This window comes from Bacteroides uniformis, from assembly GCF_025147485.1.
GTDB lineage: Bacteria > Bacteroidota > Bacteroidia > Bacteroidales > Bacteroidaceae > Bacteroides > Bacteroides uniformis.
This window is the reverse complement of sequence record NZ_CP102263.1, coordinates 2,629,395-2,645,527: the sequence shown is the minus strand read 5'-3', so window position 1 is coordinate 2,645,527 and position 16,133 is coordinate 2,629,395. Positions and strand designations below refer to the sequence as shown.

16 protein-coding genes and 1 pseudogene are annotated in these 16,133 nt (G+C 45.8%); 13 read left to right on the top strand and 4 right to left on the bottom strand.

From position 1 onward, the window contains the following. Window positions 1-813: an alpha/beta hydrolase gene (locus tag NQ510_RS10335; protein ID WP_005826503.1), complete on the bottom strand. Its 813-nt coding sequence runs from the start codon at window positions 811-813 to the stop codon at window positions 1-3. A 94-nt stretch (window positions 814-907) separates the two neighbouring features. On the opposite strand from NQ510_RS10335, the gene NQ510_RS10330 reads away from it, so the two are divergent. From NQ510_RS10330 to aat, 12 genes are all read left to right on the top strand, one after another. Beyond that, a complete protein-coding gene (locus tag NQ510_RS10330) occupies window positions 908-2,200 on the top strand; it encodes a hemolysin family protein (protein WP_005826501.1) in 1,293 nt (430 codons plus the stop codon). Window positions 2,201-2,244: 44 nt separating this feature from the next. After that, window positions 2,245-2,724 carry a copper resistance protein NlpE N-terminal domain-containing protein gene (locus tag NQ510_RS10325; RefSeq protein ID WP_005826499.1) on the top strand — a complete coding sequence of 160 codons (480 nt, stop codon included), beginning with the start codon at window positions 2,245-2,247 and terminating at the stop codon, window positions 2,722-2,724. 160 nt (window positions 2,725-2,884) lie between these two features. Next, entirely contained in the window at window positions 2,885-3,319 is a 435-nt protein-coding gene (locus NQ510_RS10320) for a DUF6078 family protein (RefSeq protein WP_008663796.1), read from the top strand. Between the two features lie 526 nt (window positions 3,320-3,845). Further along, a complete protein-coding gene (locus tag NQ510_RS10315; RefSeq protein ID WP_005826489.1) occupies window positions 3,846-4,919 on the top strand; it encodes a PDDEXK nuclease domain-containing protein in 1,074 nt (357 codons plus the stop codon). 117 nt (window positions 4,920-5,036) lie between these two features. Continuing rightward, a complete protein-coding gene (locus NQ510_RS10310; protein WP_005826488.1) occupies window positions 5,037-6,137 on the top strand; it encodes an LPO_1073/Vpar_1526 family protein in 1,101 nt (366 codons plus the stop codon). Next, window positions 6,134-6,364 carry a hypothetical protein gene (locus NQ510_RS10305; protein ID WP_005826487.1) on the top strand — a complete coding sequence of 77 codons (231 nt, stop codon included), beginning with the start codon at window positions 6,134-6,136 and terminating at the stop codon, window positions 6,362-6,364. Before NQ510_RS10310 ends, NQ510_RS10305 begins: the two co-directional genes overlap by 4 nt. Before the next feature lie 70 nt (window positions 6,365-6,434). Beyond that, window positions 6,435-6,581: a hypothetical protein gene (locus tag NQ510_RS10300; RefSeq protein WP_005826486.1), complete on the top strand. Its 147-nt coding sequence runs from the start codon at window positions 6,435-6,437 to the stop codon at window positions 6,579-6,581. 14 nt (window positions 6,582-6,595) lie between these two features. Then, window positions 6,596-7,453 carry an SDR family NAD(P)-dependent oxidoreductase gene (locus tag NQ510_RS10295; RefSeq protein WP_005826485.1) on the top strand — a complete coding sequence of 286 codons (858 nt, stop codon included), beginning with the start codon at window positions 6,596-6,598 and terminating at the stop codon, window positions 7,451-7,453. A gap of 42 nt (window positions 7,454-7,495) precedes the next feature. Continuing rightward, complete coding sequence (locus NQ510_RS10290; protein WP_005826484.1) at window positions 7,496-8,185, top strand: hypothetical protein; 690 nt, start codon at window positions 7,496-7,498, stop codon at window positions 8,183-8,185. A gap of 32 nt (window positions 8,186-8,217) precedes the next feature. Next, window positions 8,218-8,529 (top strand): ATP-dependent Clp protease adaptor ClpS, encoded by a 312-nt coding sequence (locus NQ510_RS10285; RefSeq protein ID WP_005826483.1) that lies wholly within the window; start codon window positions 8,218-8,220, stop codon window positions 8,527-8,529. Between the two features lie 12 nt (window positions 8,530-8,541). Further along, entirely contained in the window at window positions 8,542-10,782 is a 2,241-nt protein-coding gene (locus tag NQ510_RS10280; protein ID WP_005826482.1) for an AAA family ATPase, read from the top strand. 4 nt (window positions 10,783-10,786) lie between these two features. Further along, complete coding sequence (aat, locus tag NQ510_RS10275) at window positions 10,787-11,437, top strand: leucyl/phenylalanyl-tRNA--protein transferase (protein WP_005826481.1); 651 nt, start codon at window positions 10,787-10,789, stop codon at window positions 11,435-11,437. A 90-nt stretch (window positions 11,438-11,527) separates the two neighbouring features. Here aat and NQ510_RS10270 read toward each other — a convergent pair whose 3' ends face one another. From NQ510_RS10270 to NQ510_RS18890, 3 genes and pseudogenes are all read right to left on the bottom strand, one after another. Continuing rightward, window positions 11,528-12,385: an MBL fold metallo-hydrolase gene (locus NQ510_RS10270; protein ID WP_005826480.1), complete on the bottom strand. Its 858-nt coding sequence runs from the start codon at window positions 12,383-12,385 to the stop codon at window positions 11,528-11,530. A gap of 58 nt (window positions 12,386-12,443) precedes the next feature. Beyond that, window positions 12,444-13,784 carry a sensor histidine kinase gene (locus NQ510_RS10265; RefSeq protein WP_005826479.1) on the bottom strand — a complete coding sequence of 447 codons (1,341 nt, stop codon included), beginning with the start codon at window positions 13,782-13,784 and terminating at the stop codon, window positions 12,444-12,446. Window positions 13,785-13,847: 63 nt separating this feature from the next. After that, a pseudogene (locus NQ510_RS18890) lies at window positions 13,848-14,040 on the bottom strand (hypothetical protein); the annotation flags it as partial. A gap of 451 nt (window positions 14,041-14,491) precedes the next feature. On the opposite strand from NQ510_RS18890, the gene NQ510_RS10260 reads away from it, so the two are divergent. Continuing rightward, window positions 14,492-16,120, top strand: coding sequence for an RluA family pseudouridine synthase (locus NQ510_RS10260; protein WP_165852961.1), 1,629 nt, complete (start codon window positions 14,492-14,494; stop codon window positions 16,118-16,120). Window positions 16,121-16,133: the final 13 nt, after the last annotated feature.

The window sequence follows — 16,133 nt, the reverse complement described above, 5'->3', positions numbered from 1 at the left end:
TTACTTCTTAAAGAACTTGTCGAAGAAAAGGACGTGATAGTCTATGGAGTTGTTCCAATACGTTCCGGTATGTCCACCGGGACGAGTGATGAAGTCATGGTCTATCTTCCTTGCCAGCAGCCGGTTGTGCAAGTCCTTGTTCACTTCAAGAAAGAAATCGGCCTCACCGCAGTCGATGATTAGCGCCAAGTCGCCATTTACAATCTTATCCAGCTGGTTGACCACCGTATGCGCATCCCAAGATGCCTTGTTGGCAGCAAACTCTCCCAACTGCTTGTTCATTTCCCAATTCTGGGGGAACGGCCGTATATCCACTCCTCCACTCATACTGCCCGCCGCACCGAACACATCCTTATGACGGATAGCACTCCACAAAGCACCGTGGCCGCCCATACTCAATCCACTGATGGCACGCGCCTTTCTATCGGGAATGGTAGCATAGTTCCCGTCTGTATACTTCACCAATTCCGAGGTGACAAAAGTCTCATAACGGTAGGCAGGATTCTCCGGACTGTCCCAATACCAACTGTTCTTGCCGTCCGGACATACAAATATGATTCCTTTCTCATCCGCCATCTGCGGCAATTCCGGCTTCAGCTGCACCCAGCTCCGCGCATTGCCGCCATAACCGTGCAACAGATAAACCACCGGACAAGCCTGCTTGCCGATAGCCTTATCAGGCAATACATACACAACTTTTACATCCTTATTCATGGCTGCACTTCTCACCAACACCGTGTCTACACGTGCCGCCTGCAACATTACGGCAGACAGACACCACAAAAGCCCCAAGGCAATAATTCTTTTTTTCATCTATTTATTGTTTATTTTTTCTAACGGATGGCAATATTAACAATAAATACTGAAAAATCATTATCTTTGCCTCACAAACTATTCAAAATCCACTATGGAGTTTATTATCATTCTACTTTTACTTATTCTGAACGGCATTTTTGCCATGTATGAAATCGCTTTAGTCTCCTCAAGTAAAGCACGCCTTGAAACTCTTGTCGGAAAAGGGAACAAAAGAGCCAAAGGAGTATTGAAACAACTGGAAGAACCCGAAAAATTCCTCTCCACCATCCAAATCGGTATTACTCTTATCGGTATCGTATCCGGTGCCTATGGTGGTGCCACCATCGCTGATGACGTAGAACCGCTGTTCGCCCTCATTCCGGGAGTAGCCGCCTATGCCAAGACTCTCGCCATGATTACCGTAGTAGCCATCATCACCTATCTGTCGCTCATCATAGGCGAACTGGTGCCCAAGTCCATCGCCTTGAACAACCCGGAACGATGGGCCACCATGCTCAGCCCCTTCATGATTGTGCTGACCAAGATTTCCTATCCGTTTGTATGCCTGCTGAGCGCTTCCACCAAACTGATGAACAAACTCATCGGACTGAACAGCGGCGAAGAACGCCAAATGACACAAGACGAACTGAAGATGATTCTGCACCAAAGCTCGGAACAAGGCGTCATCGACAAAGACGAAACGGAAATGTTGCGTGACGTGTTCCGCTTCTCGGACAAAAGAGCGAATGACCTGATGACCTATCGCCGCGACATCGTCGTGCTCCATCCCACAGACACACCGGAAGAGGTGCTGCGTATCATCCACGAAGAACACTTCAGCAAATATCTCCTGGTGGAGCGGGGAAAGGACGAGATTATCGGTGTGGTTTCCGTAAAGGACATCATCTTGATGATGGGCGGCGAACAACCCTTCAACTTACGTAGTATTGCACGCCCTGCTTTGTTTATTCCGGAAAGTTTGTATGCAAAGAAAGTTTTAGAGCTGTTTAAGAAGAACAAAAACAAGTTCGGAGTTGTTGTAGACGAGTATGGAAATACAGAAGGTATCATCACCCTGCACGATTTGACGGAAAGTATCTTCGGAGACATCCTCGAAGAGAATGAAACGGAAGAAGAGGAAATCGTTGTTCGTCAAGACGGTTCCATGCTGGTGGAAGCTTCCATGAATCTGGATGACTTTATGGAGGCGATGGGCATTATGAACTATGATGACCTGAAAGAAGAAGACTTCACCACCTTGAGCGGTCTTGCCATGTTCTTGATAGGACGGGTGCCGAAAGCCGGAGACTTGTTCAGCTACAAAAACCTGGACTTCGAAGTGGTGGATATGGACCGCGGACGGGTGGACAAGCTGCTCGTCATCAAGAAAGAAGAAGATGAATAACAAACGCTATTGCGTCTTTATAATTAACTTAAACCATTAAAGCAATGAAAAAAGTAATGATGATTGCAGCCCTTGCCGCTGCATTGGTATCCTGCCAATCAAAAGGAACTCAGAACAATGACGCCGTCGCCATGGACGAAAGTGTAATGGCTGTTACCGGCAATGACTCGTCTGCCGTAGCCGTATACGAAGGAATCCTTCCCGCCGCCGACGGTCCGGGCATCCAGTATGTATTGAGCGTAGACAGTGTAGGTCCCGACGGAGAAAGCGGCTACACGCTGGTAACAACTTATCTGGATGCCGAAGGCCCCGGAAAGAACAAGAGCTTTACTTCCAAAGGAAAGAAAGAAGTTATCCAGAAAGACGTCGACAACAAGAAGAAAACAGCCATCAAGCTGACCCCGAACGACGGGGACACTCCGGTGTACTTCGTAGTAGTGAACGACACAACCCTGCGCCTTGTCAACGACAGCCTGCAGGAAGCAGTGAGTGACTTGAATTATGACATCATCCAGGTGAAATAGTCCATCCATACTTATAAGAAAGAACGGTACAGCCGGAATTACTGAATTCAGTGGTTCCGGCTGCTGTTTTTTCAATGAGGGGGCATTTCAAACAAGAGAACAGAAGGCTATATCAAAAAGTTAGTGCTATCTTTGTCGCTTCATCAAAGTATATATAAACATGAAACATTCTTCCGAGAAACCTTTAGCACCTGCCAACTACTCACGCTGTTTCAACAACCAATGCCCGAAAGCCGACAACTGCCTGCATCGCTTAGCCGCCCTTCGCGATACCCCCGAGTACCCGTCCATCCGCATCATCAATCCACTGTGTATTCCAGAGGATAGCAGCCAATGCGCCTATTTCCAATCGACACAAAAGATACATGTCGCATGGGGAATCAGCCACTTGCTCGATGAAGTTCCCTACAAGAATCTCCAACCTCTGAAAAGCCAGTTGATAGCCCATTTCGGCCGCGGAAAATACTACCGCTTCTACCGGGAAGAATCTTACCTTTCCCCCGAAGACCAGAACTATATCCGCAGAACTTTCCACCAATACAACATTCCGGGAGAACCGGCTTTCGACTCTTACAGCGAGGAATACAAATGGTAGAAAGGTAATCTTCAGCCCCCTTTTCATGTCATTTTATCACTGAAAATATAGATAACACTTTAGTTCACAACGGTGAACACTTTGTTACAACAGTAAGAAACAAAGTGTTCACATACTATGAAACAAACTGTTCGCACTCAATAAAACAAACTGTTTTCTTTAACGGAACAAACTGTTTCCTACTAATGAAACAAACTGTTCTCCATATTGAAACAAACCGTTCTCCTTAGGGAAACAGACGGATTCCCTTTTGAAGCCCTACAAGGGGAATAATTATCGCCTGCGAAAATATAGGAGGAAATACAGCGACATAGTGCGATACCTATTCTCTGCAAAACGGGTGAACGTGTTCGGAAGGATATTGCAGCAACACGGGATGAGGTAAAGGAAAGAGAGGGGGAGATGGTATATTGTGTGGTAAAAGTGGAGAGGTAGAAAAGACGGAAAGGATTACAGTTGAAATAAATTCTTTTTCTTAACTTTGTGAAATAGAAACATCGAATATGACGATGAAGAAAATAAAAATATGAAAACAGCACTATCTATAAATCAACCGTTCAAGGATTGGGTAAACCACCTAAAACAAGACATTCGTAGTGCACAGATTAAAGCGGCTGTACGCGTGAACAGCGAACTGCTTCACCTTTACTGGCAACTGGGGGCAGAAATTATAGAACGGCAGAAAGAAATGACTTGGGGAAGCGGATTTCTCGAAGAGTTGAGTCGTGAGCTGATGGCAGAATTTCCTGATATGAAAGGGTTCTCATATAGAAACATACGCAGTATAAAGCAGTGGTATCTATTTTATAATGAGCCATATACAATTTGGCAACAAGTTGTTTCCAAATTAGGTGAAGAGAAATTTTTCTCCATCCCTTGGGGGCATCATCTCTATATCATCTCCCAATGCAAGGAAGTGGATAAGGCTCTATTCTATCTGAATGAAACTGTAGAAAACGGCTGGAGTCGTGCCGTTTTGCTCAACTTTCTTGATACCAATCTCTATGAGCGGCAAGGCAAAGCGGTAAACAATTTCAGTCGTCTGCTACCAAAACCGCAAAGTGACCTAGCTCTACAGACACTCAAAGACCCCTATAACTTCGATTTCCTGACCATTACCAAAGATTTTCAAGAATTAGAGTTAGAAAAGGTTTTGACACAGAATATCACTCGTTTTCTGCTTGAATTGGGTAAAGGATTTGCATTCGTAGGACGTCAAATGCCTTTGGAAGTAGGCGATGAAACAATCTATCCCGACTTGCTTTTTTACCACTTGGAACTGCGTTGTTATTGCGTAATCGAGCTAAAAGTGCAGAAGTTCAAACCTGAATTTATAGGTCAACTCGGTACTTATATCAGTGCCGTAAACCATCTAAAATGTAAACCTGGCGATACCCCCACCATCGGCTTGCTTATCTGCAAGACAAAAAACCAAGTAATGGCGCAATATGCACTGGAATCAACAAATCAGCCTATCGGCATATCAGAGTATGAGCTGTCTAAGCTGATTCCCGAAGATATTAAAAGTCAACTGCCTTCGATTGAGGAAATAGAGGAACAAGTAAAGAGAATTCAAGGAAAAAAGAAGGAAGAGAGATGAAGGTTATCTTGTATCAATATAGTGAACTTATTCGGAGAAAAGATAAGTCTATTGGTGAAGCATGTGAATATACCACATGACTCAATAGAGTAAAAAAAAAATCAAAAACAACTGAATATGTTAGACAACAATAAAATACAGTACATTGGAAAGATTGAGAACTCTAATAATGTAGTTATTATCAATGGAAATCTAACAATTGATGGGCAAATCTCTAAAGACCTCCAGACCTCTTGCCTCGAAATCCTACGGACAGACTTTGATAAATACACTACCACAGCCATAGAACAAGCTAAACAAGAAATTGAAGAGTGTATAAAAAGTATTCTTGAAAAGCTAGCAAAAGAACAACAAAAACACCTGACTGAAAGGTTCCAGTCTTTATCTATGCAAGCCTTTTTACATGATACCCTAATTGAATATATTTCCACAGAAGATAAAAGAGCAAAAGAGTTTATTATAGACGTTTTAATTGACAGACTAAATTTTCAAAACATATCAACAGAAAAAGCCATATTAAACGAAGCGATAAAACTTATACCTAACCTAAATGCATCAACATCTGCTTTGATTACCTTCATGATGCTTAGACAGCAGATGGTCAATCCTTCTATTTCATTTATGCTGGAACTGTTTTTCAAACAACTCTCCCCCATTGTTGACATAGCTTACAATATTAAGACCATTGATATCGAGTATATAATTCAAAGAAATGCTACCATGAATATTTCTGGTTTTTATCCGATAGATACTTTTGAGAATCATTTACTGAAACAATATGATTTATTCTTCAGGCAAAAAATAGACAGACGTTTTTTAGAGGACTTCAAATCAATTCATCCCGAAATTATGAATGCAGTAAACGATATGGGAAGTTGTATGTTTTGTACGTCTCACGAAGAAGACACACTTTCTTTTACAGAGGTAAACAGTGATCTTTTCTATAAAAAATTAAAAGTTAGAGAACAAGAATATCTTATTCCTTTGATTGAAGAGTTTAAAAAGGAAATGCCACCGTTTACAGCCACAGAAGTCAGAAACTATTTTTGTAATTTAAATAAGAACTGGGAGCAAGTATTCAATCTACTAAATAGTTCTACATTAACAAGATTAAGTTTAAGTATCTTAGGATTATATATTGGAACAAAAATCATAGGGAAACTCACTCATTCATCACCGTTATCCATATCTAACTTTAATAAATACATACAAATATGAGCAATCCAGTAGAATTCATACAAAATAATAAAGAGTGGTTAGTTCCCATCATTATAGCCATTTTGACAGCTCTAATTACAGAAATATGTAACTTATTTCGTAAAAGTGGGAAAAGCCACAAACAAAAAGTAGGAAAAATCAGTAAAAGCCATCATATAACTCTCATTAATGGAGAGGTGAATCACCACATTGAAAAAAATAATATGACAAAAGGAAAGAAAACATAATGCTACCCCTATAGCCTTTTCAATACTTTCTCTACCTTTGTAACATTAAACCAAATAAAGTCAAAATGACATGAAGAAACAGATTGCTATACTGACCACCTCCCTGCTCATATTGAACGGATGCGGTTACGTACCCGCCATCGGACAATACCTAAAACAGAACGGACTGGCAGTAGTCATCGGGTACGAAGTGACACACGCCGTAGTTAAACAATAAAACCGGAAACATATATGGCCGATAATTATCTTGAAAATCAGTACGAGCAATACCAGGCACGCAAAGCAGCTTGGGAGAAAGCGAAAAAATCCGGCAAGGTACAAACGCTACATAAGCCGACACTTCCCCTCAAAAAAGGCGGAAAGAAAGTTTTCGTGACCGGAGGTGCCGGGGGGATTGGCAAAGCCATTGTAGAAGCCTTCTGCAAGCTTAATTACCAAGTAGCCTTTTGTGACAAGAATGAACTGGAAGGACAACAAACCGCCCAAGCCACCGGAGCACAATTTCACCCCGTCGACCTAAACAGCAAAGAAGCATTGGAACTTTGCCTGCAAAATATTTTCAAGGAATGGGGGGATATTGACATCATTATAAACAATGCCGGCATCAGTGAATTCTCTCCCATCACAGAAACGAGTGTGGAGACGTTCGATAAAATATTGTCTGTGAATTTACGTCCGGTATTCATTACTTCACATGCGTTGGCAGTACACCGCAAAAGTCAAAACAGCACGAATACCTACGGAAGAATCATTAATCTCTGTTCTACCCGCTATCTGATGAGTGAACCGGGCAGTGAAGGATATGCAGCTTCCAAAGGAGGTATCTATTCATTGACGCATGCGTTGGCTTTATCGCTTGCAGAGTGGCACATCACGGTCAACTCCATCTCTCCGGGCTGGATTCAGACACACGATTATGAACAATTACGGGCAGAAGACCATTCACAACATCCCTCCGGACGGGTTGGCAAACCGGAAGATATTGCCCGTATGTGCCTATTCCTATGTCAAGACGAAAACGACTTCATCAATGGCGAAAACATCACCATTGACGGAGGCATGACCAAAAAGATGATTTATCGGGAATAGCCCTTTTATAAAACAATCTGCCCAACATAATAATTATAGGATATGAACATGAAAAAGTCTTTTATAGGAATCCTGGCAGCAACCATCATCCTCAGCGGATGCGGCACAAGCCAGATGGCTGTAGGCGACCCTAACGCAGTGCTCGCAGGAGCTGCCATCGGAAGTAATGTAGGCGGTGCCATCGGCGGCTTGATAGGAGACAGTAACGGAGGCTGGCGAGGAGGATACCGGGGTTCCGCCATCGGCACCATCATAGGAACCATTGCGGGAGCTGCCATTGCCAATGCAGCCACAGCCCCCAAAAAGCAGGAGGAGTACAGCTACCGGATAGAAAGGACACAGCCCTATCCCCCGCAATCCGGAAGACAGCCGCAAGCATCGGCCATCGACCACTTGAGGATACGGAATATACGTTTCATTGACGACAGCCGCAACCACGTCATCAATTCGGGCGAAAACTGTAAAGTGATTTTTGAAATCATGAACGAAGGAAACAAAACAGCCTACAACGTAGTGCCGGTGGTGGTGGAAACCACGGGCATGAAGCGTATTTACATATCGCCGTCGGTCATGATAGAGCAAATAACTCCGCGCAACGGTGTGAAATACACCGCCAACATCAGTGCCGGAGAACGGATAAAGACGGGTAACGTCACCATACGCATAGCCATAGCCGACGAGTACGGAGACGAATATGACTGGCAGGAGTTTTCGTTGCCCACACAACGGTAGAACAATGTCTTAACAGTAGTTTTTAAAAAGAAATGGAACAACAGCAATCTTCTTTCAAAGAAAAAGAACGCATAGAATTACGGGAACCCCGACGCTTCAAAGTCACCATCTACAATGATGACTTCACCACCATGGAGTTTGTGGTAAAAGTACTCACCACCGTCTTTTACAAATCATCGGCAGAAGCGGAAACACTGATGCTGCAGGTGCACAAGAGCAACTCCGCGGTAGTGGGCATCTACTCATACGACATCGCCCACTCCAAAGTACAGAAAGCCACCCGCATGGCACGCAATGAAGGTTTCCCCCTCCGGCTCACCGTCACCCCGGAGGAAGAAGAATAAGAAAGAAACAATATGGATATAAAAAATACGATATTCGTAAACCAAGCATTCGCTTCCGCACAAAGAAAAGCCGAGTCTTACCGGCACGAGTTCATCATGCCCGAACATCTGCTGAGCGCCATTCTGGAACAGGAACCCTTTATCAACACCCTGCAAGATACCTTCTACAATTATGTGGAGCTCAGCATCTCACTGGAAAACTATCTGACGGAAGAAGTGGAAACTATCCCCGACAATGTGGAATACGAGTTGGGACTTTCCGTCCAGCTCAGTTCACTCCTACAACATGCCTATATGGTGACAGAGTATTCCAGCGCCGAAGAACTGGGTGTTCCCCATCTGATACAAGGCTTGCTGCAACTGGAAGATTCCTGGGCATGCCATTTCCTAAAGGAAGCAGTCGGCGGCGACCTGCCCGAATTCCTCAGTCTGCTCATTACCCACTACGAAGAAGCGGAGCTGGCAGAAGAAGCAGGCGGTACGCCATCTCCCGATGAACAAGAGAAAACAGAACCGTGGCGTAACTACGTGACCTGCCTCAACGACCATCTGGCAGACCACAACCCGCTTATCGGCAGGGAGATGGAGTTGGAGCGAACCATACAAGTGCTCTGCCGCAAAGAAAAGAACAACCCGTTGCATGTGGGCGAACCCGGTGTAGGCAAAACAGCCCTTGCCTATGGGCTTGCCGCCCGTATCGAAGCGGGCAACGTCCCCGAACGGCTTGCCGGCTTCCGCATCTATGAGCTGGACTTGGGCAGTCTACTGGCAGGCACACAATATCGCGGCGATTTCGAGAAGCGGCTGAAAAGTATCATGGAAGGCATCGGTCGTGAGGGAAATGCCATCGTCTACATCGACGAGATACACAACCTGATAGGCGCCGGACGCACGGGCGAAGGCTCTATGGATGCCTCCAACATGCTGAAACCCTATCTGGAAACCGGGGCAATACGTTTCATCGGCTCTACCACCTACGACGAGTACAACCGCTACTTCGCACGCAGCAAGGGACTGGTACGCCGCTTCCAGCAGATAGACATACTGGAACCGAGCATTGAAGAAGCCATACATATCGTAGAAGGCCTGAAAGAGAAATACGAAACCTACCACGGCGTCACCTACGAGCCCGACGTCATCCCCTACGCCGTAAAGGCAAGCGCCCGCTACATCAGCGACCGTTTCCTGCCCGACAAAGCCATCGACCTGGTGGACGAAGCAGGAGCTTACCGGGAAATACATCCCACAGACTCCGGAGAACAGACCGTGGACAAGGCACTGATAACCGACATACTGGCACGTACCTGCAAAGTCAATGCCCTCGCCATGAAAGAGGACGACACAGTCGCCTTGGAAAGCCTGCACGAGCGCATCAGCTCCCGCATCTACGGGCAGGAAGAAGCCGTCCGTCAGGTAGTGGAAGCTGTGCAAATGTCCAAAGCAGGACTGCTGGACGAAAACAAACCGCTAGCAAGCCTGCTCTTTGTAGGCCCCACCGGAGTAGGAAAGACCGAAGTTGCCAAAGTGCTCGCCGCCGAGCTGGGCATCGCCCTGCAACGTTTCGACATGAGCGAATATACCGAAAAGCATACCGTAGCCAAACTGATTGGCTCGCCTGCCGGCTATGTGGGTTACGAGGACGGCGGCCTGCTGACCGACGCTATACGCAAGACTCCAAACTGCGTACTATTGCTCGATGAAATAGAAAAAGCGCATCCCGACGTATTCAACATCCTGCTGCAAGTAATGGATTATGCCGTACTGACCGACAACAAAGGACGGAAAGCCGACTGCCGACACGTGGTCCTCATCATGACCTCCAATGCCGGAGCACAATATGCCCGCCAAGCGTCCATCGGCTTCAACAGTCAGGTCACCGCCGGAGAAGCCATGCTGAAACAAGTCAAGAAAACCTTTAAGCCCGAATTCATCAACCGCCTCTCTGCCACGGTGGTCTTCCATGACATGGACCGCCCGATGGCATCACTTATCCTCGACAAGAAACTCGGAGAACTAGGCAGCAAGCTGTCTTCCCGCCAGGTGGAAATGGTATTGAGCCAGGAAGCACACGAATGGCTGCTCCAACGGGGTTTTATTCCCGAATACGGCGCCCGGGAGATGGACCGCGTGATAGCCGCCCACTTGAAACCCTTGCTGATGCGCGAAATTCTGTTCGGTACATTGAAGGCAGGAGGAAAAGTCCGCGTGCAAGTGGAAAACGGAGCATTGAAACTACAACCCGCAACCGAATAACGATATGGTCTTTCAACTGACGGATAAACTTGCTTTCCCCGACCCTCACTACGGCGACCCCGACGGGTTGCTCGCTGTGGGCGGTGACCTATCCATTGACCGCCTCATCCTGGCGTACTCCAACGGCATCTTCCCCTGGTACGCATTTCGGGAAGAACTGATACAATGGTGGTGCCCGATGGACCGTTTCGTCATCTTTCCGGACGAAATCCATATCTCCCACTCCATGCGTACGCTCATCAACAAAGGAAAGTACGAAATCACCTTCAACGAAGCTTTCCAAGACATCATACAAACCTGCGGAGAATTGCGGATAGAACAAGAAGGCGCCTGGCTCGGAACGAAGATGATGGAAGCCTATACGCACCTGCACGAACAAGGATTCGCCGCCAGCGTGGAAGTATGGGAAGAAGAGCAATTGGTAGGTGGGCTGTACGGAGTGACCCTGGGACGTTGTTTCTTTGGAGAGAGCATGTTCTCACTCGTTCCCAGCGCCTCGAAGCTGGCCCTCATCCATCTGGCCCAATTCTTCAGGGAACATGGAGGCGTCATGATAGATTGCCAGTTCGAAACCCCTCACCTCAAAACAATGGGAGGCAGGCACATCAGTTACGACGAATATATGACATACATCGAACAAGACTGCCGCTTCTAAAAGTAAAAAGGAATAACGAGGGGCTCAGAACTATCCGCGCCTAAATATAGCATAATGAAAGTACTCATATACTTTTGACACTCTCCCATTCTATTTGAAGGCCGGAGCAGGAAGATGCATACCTGCCATCGTCAATTGGTTGTCCTTGGCATATTGGAGGAAATACTTGCGTGCTTTCACGGCAGCTTCCTTATCCATATCATAGGAAGCGCAGTATTCCGGATGCTCCAACTGAAGGGCCGCACCATGGATGAGGTCACCAATCACCAGTAACTTGCCACTCTGGAAAACCGTATGACCGGGAGTATGACCGACTGCCTCCATGGCAACCACATTGCCCGGCAAGGTATCGCCAAACTCAAACAGATGCAGCCGTTCCTTATAGGCATCCATCGTCTTTACGACCTGCGCCTTCCTTTCGGCAGGCATTGCCATCCAGGCATCATATTCCACTTTTGATGCGTACACTTCGGCATTCGGGAAGACTACACTGTCTCCCTTCATCATTCCACCGATATGGTCGCCATGGAAATGGGTAAGATACAGATATCCAATATCTGCCGGAGAGATACCCAAAGATTGTAATCCGGGCAACAGACGACTGCCGGGAGCTCCCATTCCCGTATCAAAAAGGATACGGATACCATTCGTATCTACCAGGAAGGTGCTCATGGAAGAAGGAATACCGCCTTGAAGCGACAAACTTTCCATCAATTCATCGCTTGCATCCGGGAAAATCGTTCTCGGCATCAAATGCTCACCAGCATTATCCTGAATCCAAGTGGCCTGCACTCCCTCCAGTTGCAAGGTCTTTACGCCACTGCATGTTACACCGACACTATCCATACTTACATCTTCATTTGTTTGTTTCTTTGTCCTGCTGCCGCAACCCGCCATCAGCAATGCTGCTGACACAACAACCAGGCACGTCCATGTCTTGTTTTTCATCGGTACAGAGTTTTTTATCCATAAATATTGAAGTTCGCACAAATATAGGCAAATAAAATCATTCGGCACACGGATGCCTGAACCAAAAACGGCTGCCGACTCCCAATTCCGACTCAGTACCGATAGTCCCGCCAAGATGCTCAATGATACTTTTACAGATGGACAAGCCTAAACCCGTGCCCTTCGCAAAGGTATTAAGCTTTACAAAGCGGTCGAACACAGTAGCCACGGCATCTGGAGCAATACCCATACCGGTGTCCGTCACAGAAAACTCTATCTGACCGGTACCTTCCACCGGATGATATTCCAAAAGGATCTGCCCTTCACTGGTGAACTTCAAAGCGTTGTTTATAAAATTGGTGACCACCTGCATCAGACGTTTCTTGTCGGTATAGATACGGTAATCGGGCAAGTCGGGAGCCAACAGAACCGGTACAGCCTTGTCTTCCTTTATATCATAGTTGCGCATCACGTCCTTACAGAAGTCACTGACATCCACATACCCCATATTATAATCAAGTGTTCCCGCTTCTATCTTTGCCAAATCCAGAATGTCGGATATCAGTTGCAAGAGCAGTTCCGTATTCTCCTGCATGATGGCAAGGTATTCCTGGCGTTCTTCCCTATCGTCCAGTTCGGCAATGATGCTTGCAAAACCGACAATGGAATTGAGCGGAGTACGGATTTCATGACTCATATTGGCCAGGAAAGCAGACTTCAAGCGGTCCAGATGTTCTGCCTTATCCTTGGCGACCCGCAATTCCTCCTCTATCTTTTTCTGATGATCGATATCCACACTGGTAATGACATGCGCCATCTGCCCGTCCACCCAAGCAAAGGCTGCACTGAACACGCGAAACCAACACTTGTCAAATGGCCGTTGATAATCCCACGAATAGACTTTGGTGGGGTGTCCGTTTTCATCTATCAAATGCCTCTTTGGGCAGAACTCACACTCCCCCGTCTTGTCCGAGTAGAGGGCCTCCCAGCATTTTTTCCCCCAGAAATGCTCGATACCGCCATATGGTTCCACCATAGACCTATTGGCATACAACATATCGTGGGAATCGAAAGAGTTGACGTAAATATCAACGCCCATATTATTCATGATACTGCCTAATGTATTGCTGGCCCTCACTTCCCTTTCCTTATATTCCCTGACCGTAATTTCCTTAGAGAACGAGCCCAGCAAGAGATGAATGATTTGCAACTCCTCTTCCGTGAGATAGGTCTCTTCCTCCCTGCCTGCAAAACCTATGAATCCGATGATTTTACCCTCAGTATCTTCAAAATGCCTGATTAACAAAGAATCCTCACCGTAGAAATCAAGAATGTCAATATCGTCCCATGAAGCATCCGCATTTCTGTTTCCATAGAAAGGTTTATCCCGAGCTTTCATAGCATCGACATGCTCCTTTTTTCAACTCTCCCATATCGAAACGGGGTTTCATAGTCCCACCTTCATTTCCAATCGTTTCTTTCAATAAGAAATAACGGAATCCGTCAGTCTGATAGATAAACCCTTTCGTAAAGTCATAGTAGTTGCAGAAATCGGTCAACGATTCAATAACTTTCCTTTCATTGGGTTCATTGCTATTCAACCGTTCTAAAAAATGAAGCAAGAATATGTTTAATTTCTCTTTGTTTTTGCCCATATAATCTTTTGAAAAACTTTAAGGCGCTAATATACAACTTTTTAAAGAGAAATAAGTTTCTTTTATATATCCAGGAAGTTTAAAAAACAACCATTCCCCAATAAAACAAAAAAGGCAATAACTTAATTTATTTTACAAGTATCACTAAGGCAAAAGCTCTTCATCCGTATTCATACGACAGCATAACATCTAAAGTATACAAAAAGAAGTCTATGGAAGAAGAAAATATCCGAGACAGATTAATAGTCATTTTTTAAGGATAACAGAGTTGCCAATTTATCAAAAACAAAGTTAATTCACACATATATACATATTTGTATAAACGGAGAATAAGTAAAACTTTCCCAAAGATGTTTTTTTCTTCATAAGCGCTACAACCTATATACAACGAAATAAAGATTTGCAGTACAAACGGTCTGTTATGAGAGAAATATAGTATCTTTGCAACATCATGTTGCACCGTTTTACTACTTCCATAACCGACATTCCGCTTCCGGAAAGGTTCACCTATCCTTTCTGCTATACTCCGCACCCATTATGTATATTGGCAGCCAAAGAAGTACAAAGCTATCTTACCCGACAAACTGCATGGAAGGACGAACTGCGCCAAGGCAAAATGTTCGGGGTACTGATTGTACAAACCGAGCATGGAGAAACCGGATATTTAGCTGCATTCTCAGGCATATTGGCCGGAAAGAACCTACATCCCTTTTTTGTTCCTCCCGTATATGACTTGCTACAGCCACAAGGCTTTTTCAAGATAGAAGAAGAGAACATCTCTTCCATCAACCGCAACATCCGGCAACTGGAAAATGACAAAGCATATGCCGCCTTATCAGCAGAGCTTGCCCGGACCATTCAGTCAGCAGAAAACATACTGGCAACAGCCAAAGCACAGTTGAAAGAAGCCAAAACAGCCAGAGAACAGCGCAGAAAAGAAAAAGAACTCAATGCGCAGGAAGAAGCCGAACTGATACGGGAAAGCCAGTTCCAAAAGGCAGAATATAAACGCCTGGAACGTTCATGGAAAGCAAGGATTACCACACTGCAAACGCAGACAGAAGACTGGGAAAGACGGATTTCAGCATTGAAGTCTGAACGTAAAACCCGCTCTGCTGCATTGCAGCAAAAGCTATTCGAACAGTTCGGGATGCTGAATTACCGGGGAGAAGTCAAGAATCTCTGTGAGATATTCGGGCAGACCGTGCACAAGACACCTCCTGCCGGTGCGGGTGAATGTGCGGCCCCCAAACTGCTGCAACAAGCTTATCTGCACGGATGGAAACCTATTGCCATGGCCGAGTTCTGGTGGGGTGATTCCCCCAAGACAGAGATACGCCATCATGGCCACTATTATCCGGCTTGCAAAGGAAAGTGCGAACCTATACTGCAACACATGCTGCAAGGTCTACAAGTAGAGGAAAACCCCATGTTGAAAAGAATGCAGGTACCCTCCCAAAATTTGGAGATTGTTTATGAGGACCCATGGCTTTCGGTCATCAACAAACCGGCAGGAATGCTGTCTGTTCCCGGCAAGGAAGATGCAGTCTCCGTCTATAGCCTGATGCGTGAGCAATATCCCGAAGCTGACGGTCCCTTGACGGTGCATCGTCTCGACATGGCCACTTCCGGTTTAATGCTCATTGCCAAGACCAAGCGTGTACACCAGAACCTGCAGGCCCAGTTCAAGAACCGCCTGGTCAGGAAACGTTATGTCGCATTGCTCGAGGGTATTGTCCCAAAGGACAAAGGTACGGTCGACCTCCCGCTTTGCCTGAATCCACTTGACCGCCCACGGCAAATGGTACACACCGAACACGGAAAGCCCGCCATCACCGATTATCAAGTTCTGGAACGTCTGGACGGGAAACGGACCCGTATCGCTTTCTATCCGCGCACGGGAAGAACCCATCAGCTACGTATACATGCAGCACACCCGCTTGGCTTGCACTGCCCCATCATCGGTGATGAACTTTACGGGGAGAAAGCAGACCGGCTTTATCTGCATGCCGAATACTTAGAATTTACCCACCCTATAACGGGAGAAACCGTAAGGATTACCAAAGAAGCCGAATTCTGACTGTCTACTGATT

Excerpts from the sequence above, each read along its gene's own strand:
- NQ510_RS10335 (WP_005826503.1), bottom strand. The coding sequence starts at position 813 with ATGAAAAAAAGAATTATTGCCTTGGGGCTTTTGTGGTGTCTGTCTGCC.
- NQ510_RS10330 (WP_005826501.1), top strand. The coding sequence starts at position 908 with ATGGAGTTTATTATCATTCTACTTTTACTTATTCTGAACGGCATTTTT.
- NQ510_RS10325 (WP_005826499.1), top strand. The coding sequence starts at position 2,245 with ATGAAAAAAGTAATGATGATTGCAGCCCTTGCCGCTGCATTGGTATCC.
- NQ510_RS10320 (WP_008663796.1), top strand. The coding sequence starts at position 2,885 with ATGAAACATTCTTCCGAGAAACCTTTAGCACCTGCCAACTACTCACGC.
- NQ510_RS10315 (WP_005826489.1), top strand. The coding sequence starts at position 3,846 with ATGAAAACAGCACTATCTATAAATCAACCGTTCAAGGATTGGGTAAAC.
- NQ510_RS10310 (WP_005826488.1), top strand. The coding sequence starts at position 5,037 with ATGTTAGACAACAATAAAATACAGTACATTGGAAAGATTGAGAACTCT.
- NQ510_RS10305 (WP_005826487.1), top strand. The coding sequence starts at position 6,134 with ATGAGCAATCCAGTAGAATTCATACAAAATAATAAAGAGTGGTTAGTT.
- NQ510_RS10300 (WP_005826486.1), top strand. The coding sequence starts at position 6,435 with ATGAAGAAACAGATTGCTATACTGACCACCTCCCTGCTCATATTGAAC.
- NQ510_RS10295 (WP_005826485.1), top strand. The coding sequence starts at position 6,596 with ATGGCCGATAATTATCTTGAAAATCAGTACGAGCAATACCAGGCACGC.
- NQ510_RS10290 (WP_005826484.1), top strand. The coding sequence starts at position 7,496 with ATGAACATGAAAAAGTCTTTTATAGGAATCCTGGCAGCAACCATCATC.
- NQ510_RS10285 (WP_005826483.1), top strand. The coding sequence starts at position 8,218 with ATGGAACAACAGCAATCTTCTTTCAAAGAAAAAGAACGCATAGAATTA.
- NQ510_RS10280 (WP_005826482.1), top strand. The coding sequence starts at position 8,542 with ATGGATATAAAAAATACGATATTCGTAAACCAAGCATTCGCTTCCGCA.
- aat (WP_005826481.1), top strand. The coding sequence starts at position 10,787 with ATGGTCTTTCAACTGACGGATAAACTTGCTTTCCCCGACCCTCACTAC.
- NQ510_RS10270 (WP_005826480.1), bottom strand. The coding sequence starts at position 12,385 with ATGAAAAACAAGACATGGACGTGCCTGGTTGTTGTGTCAGCAGCATTG.
- NQ510_RS10265 (WP_005826479.1), bottom strand. The coding sequence starts at position 13,784 with ATGAAAGCTCGGGATAAACCTTTCTATGGAAACAGAAATGCGGATGCT.
- NQ510_RS10260 (WP_165852961.1), top strand. The coding sequence starts at position 14,492 with ATGTTGCACCGTTTTACTACTTCCATAACCGACATTCCGCTTCCGGAA.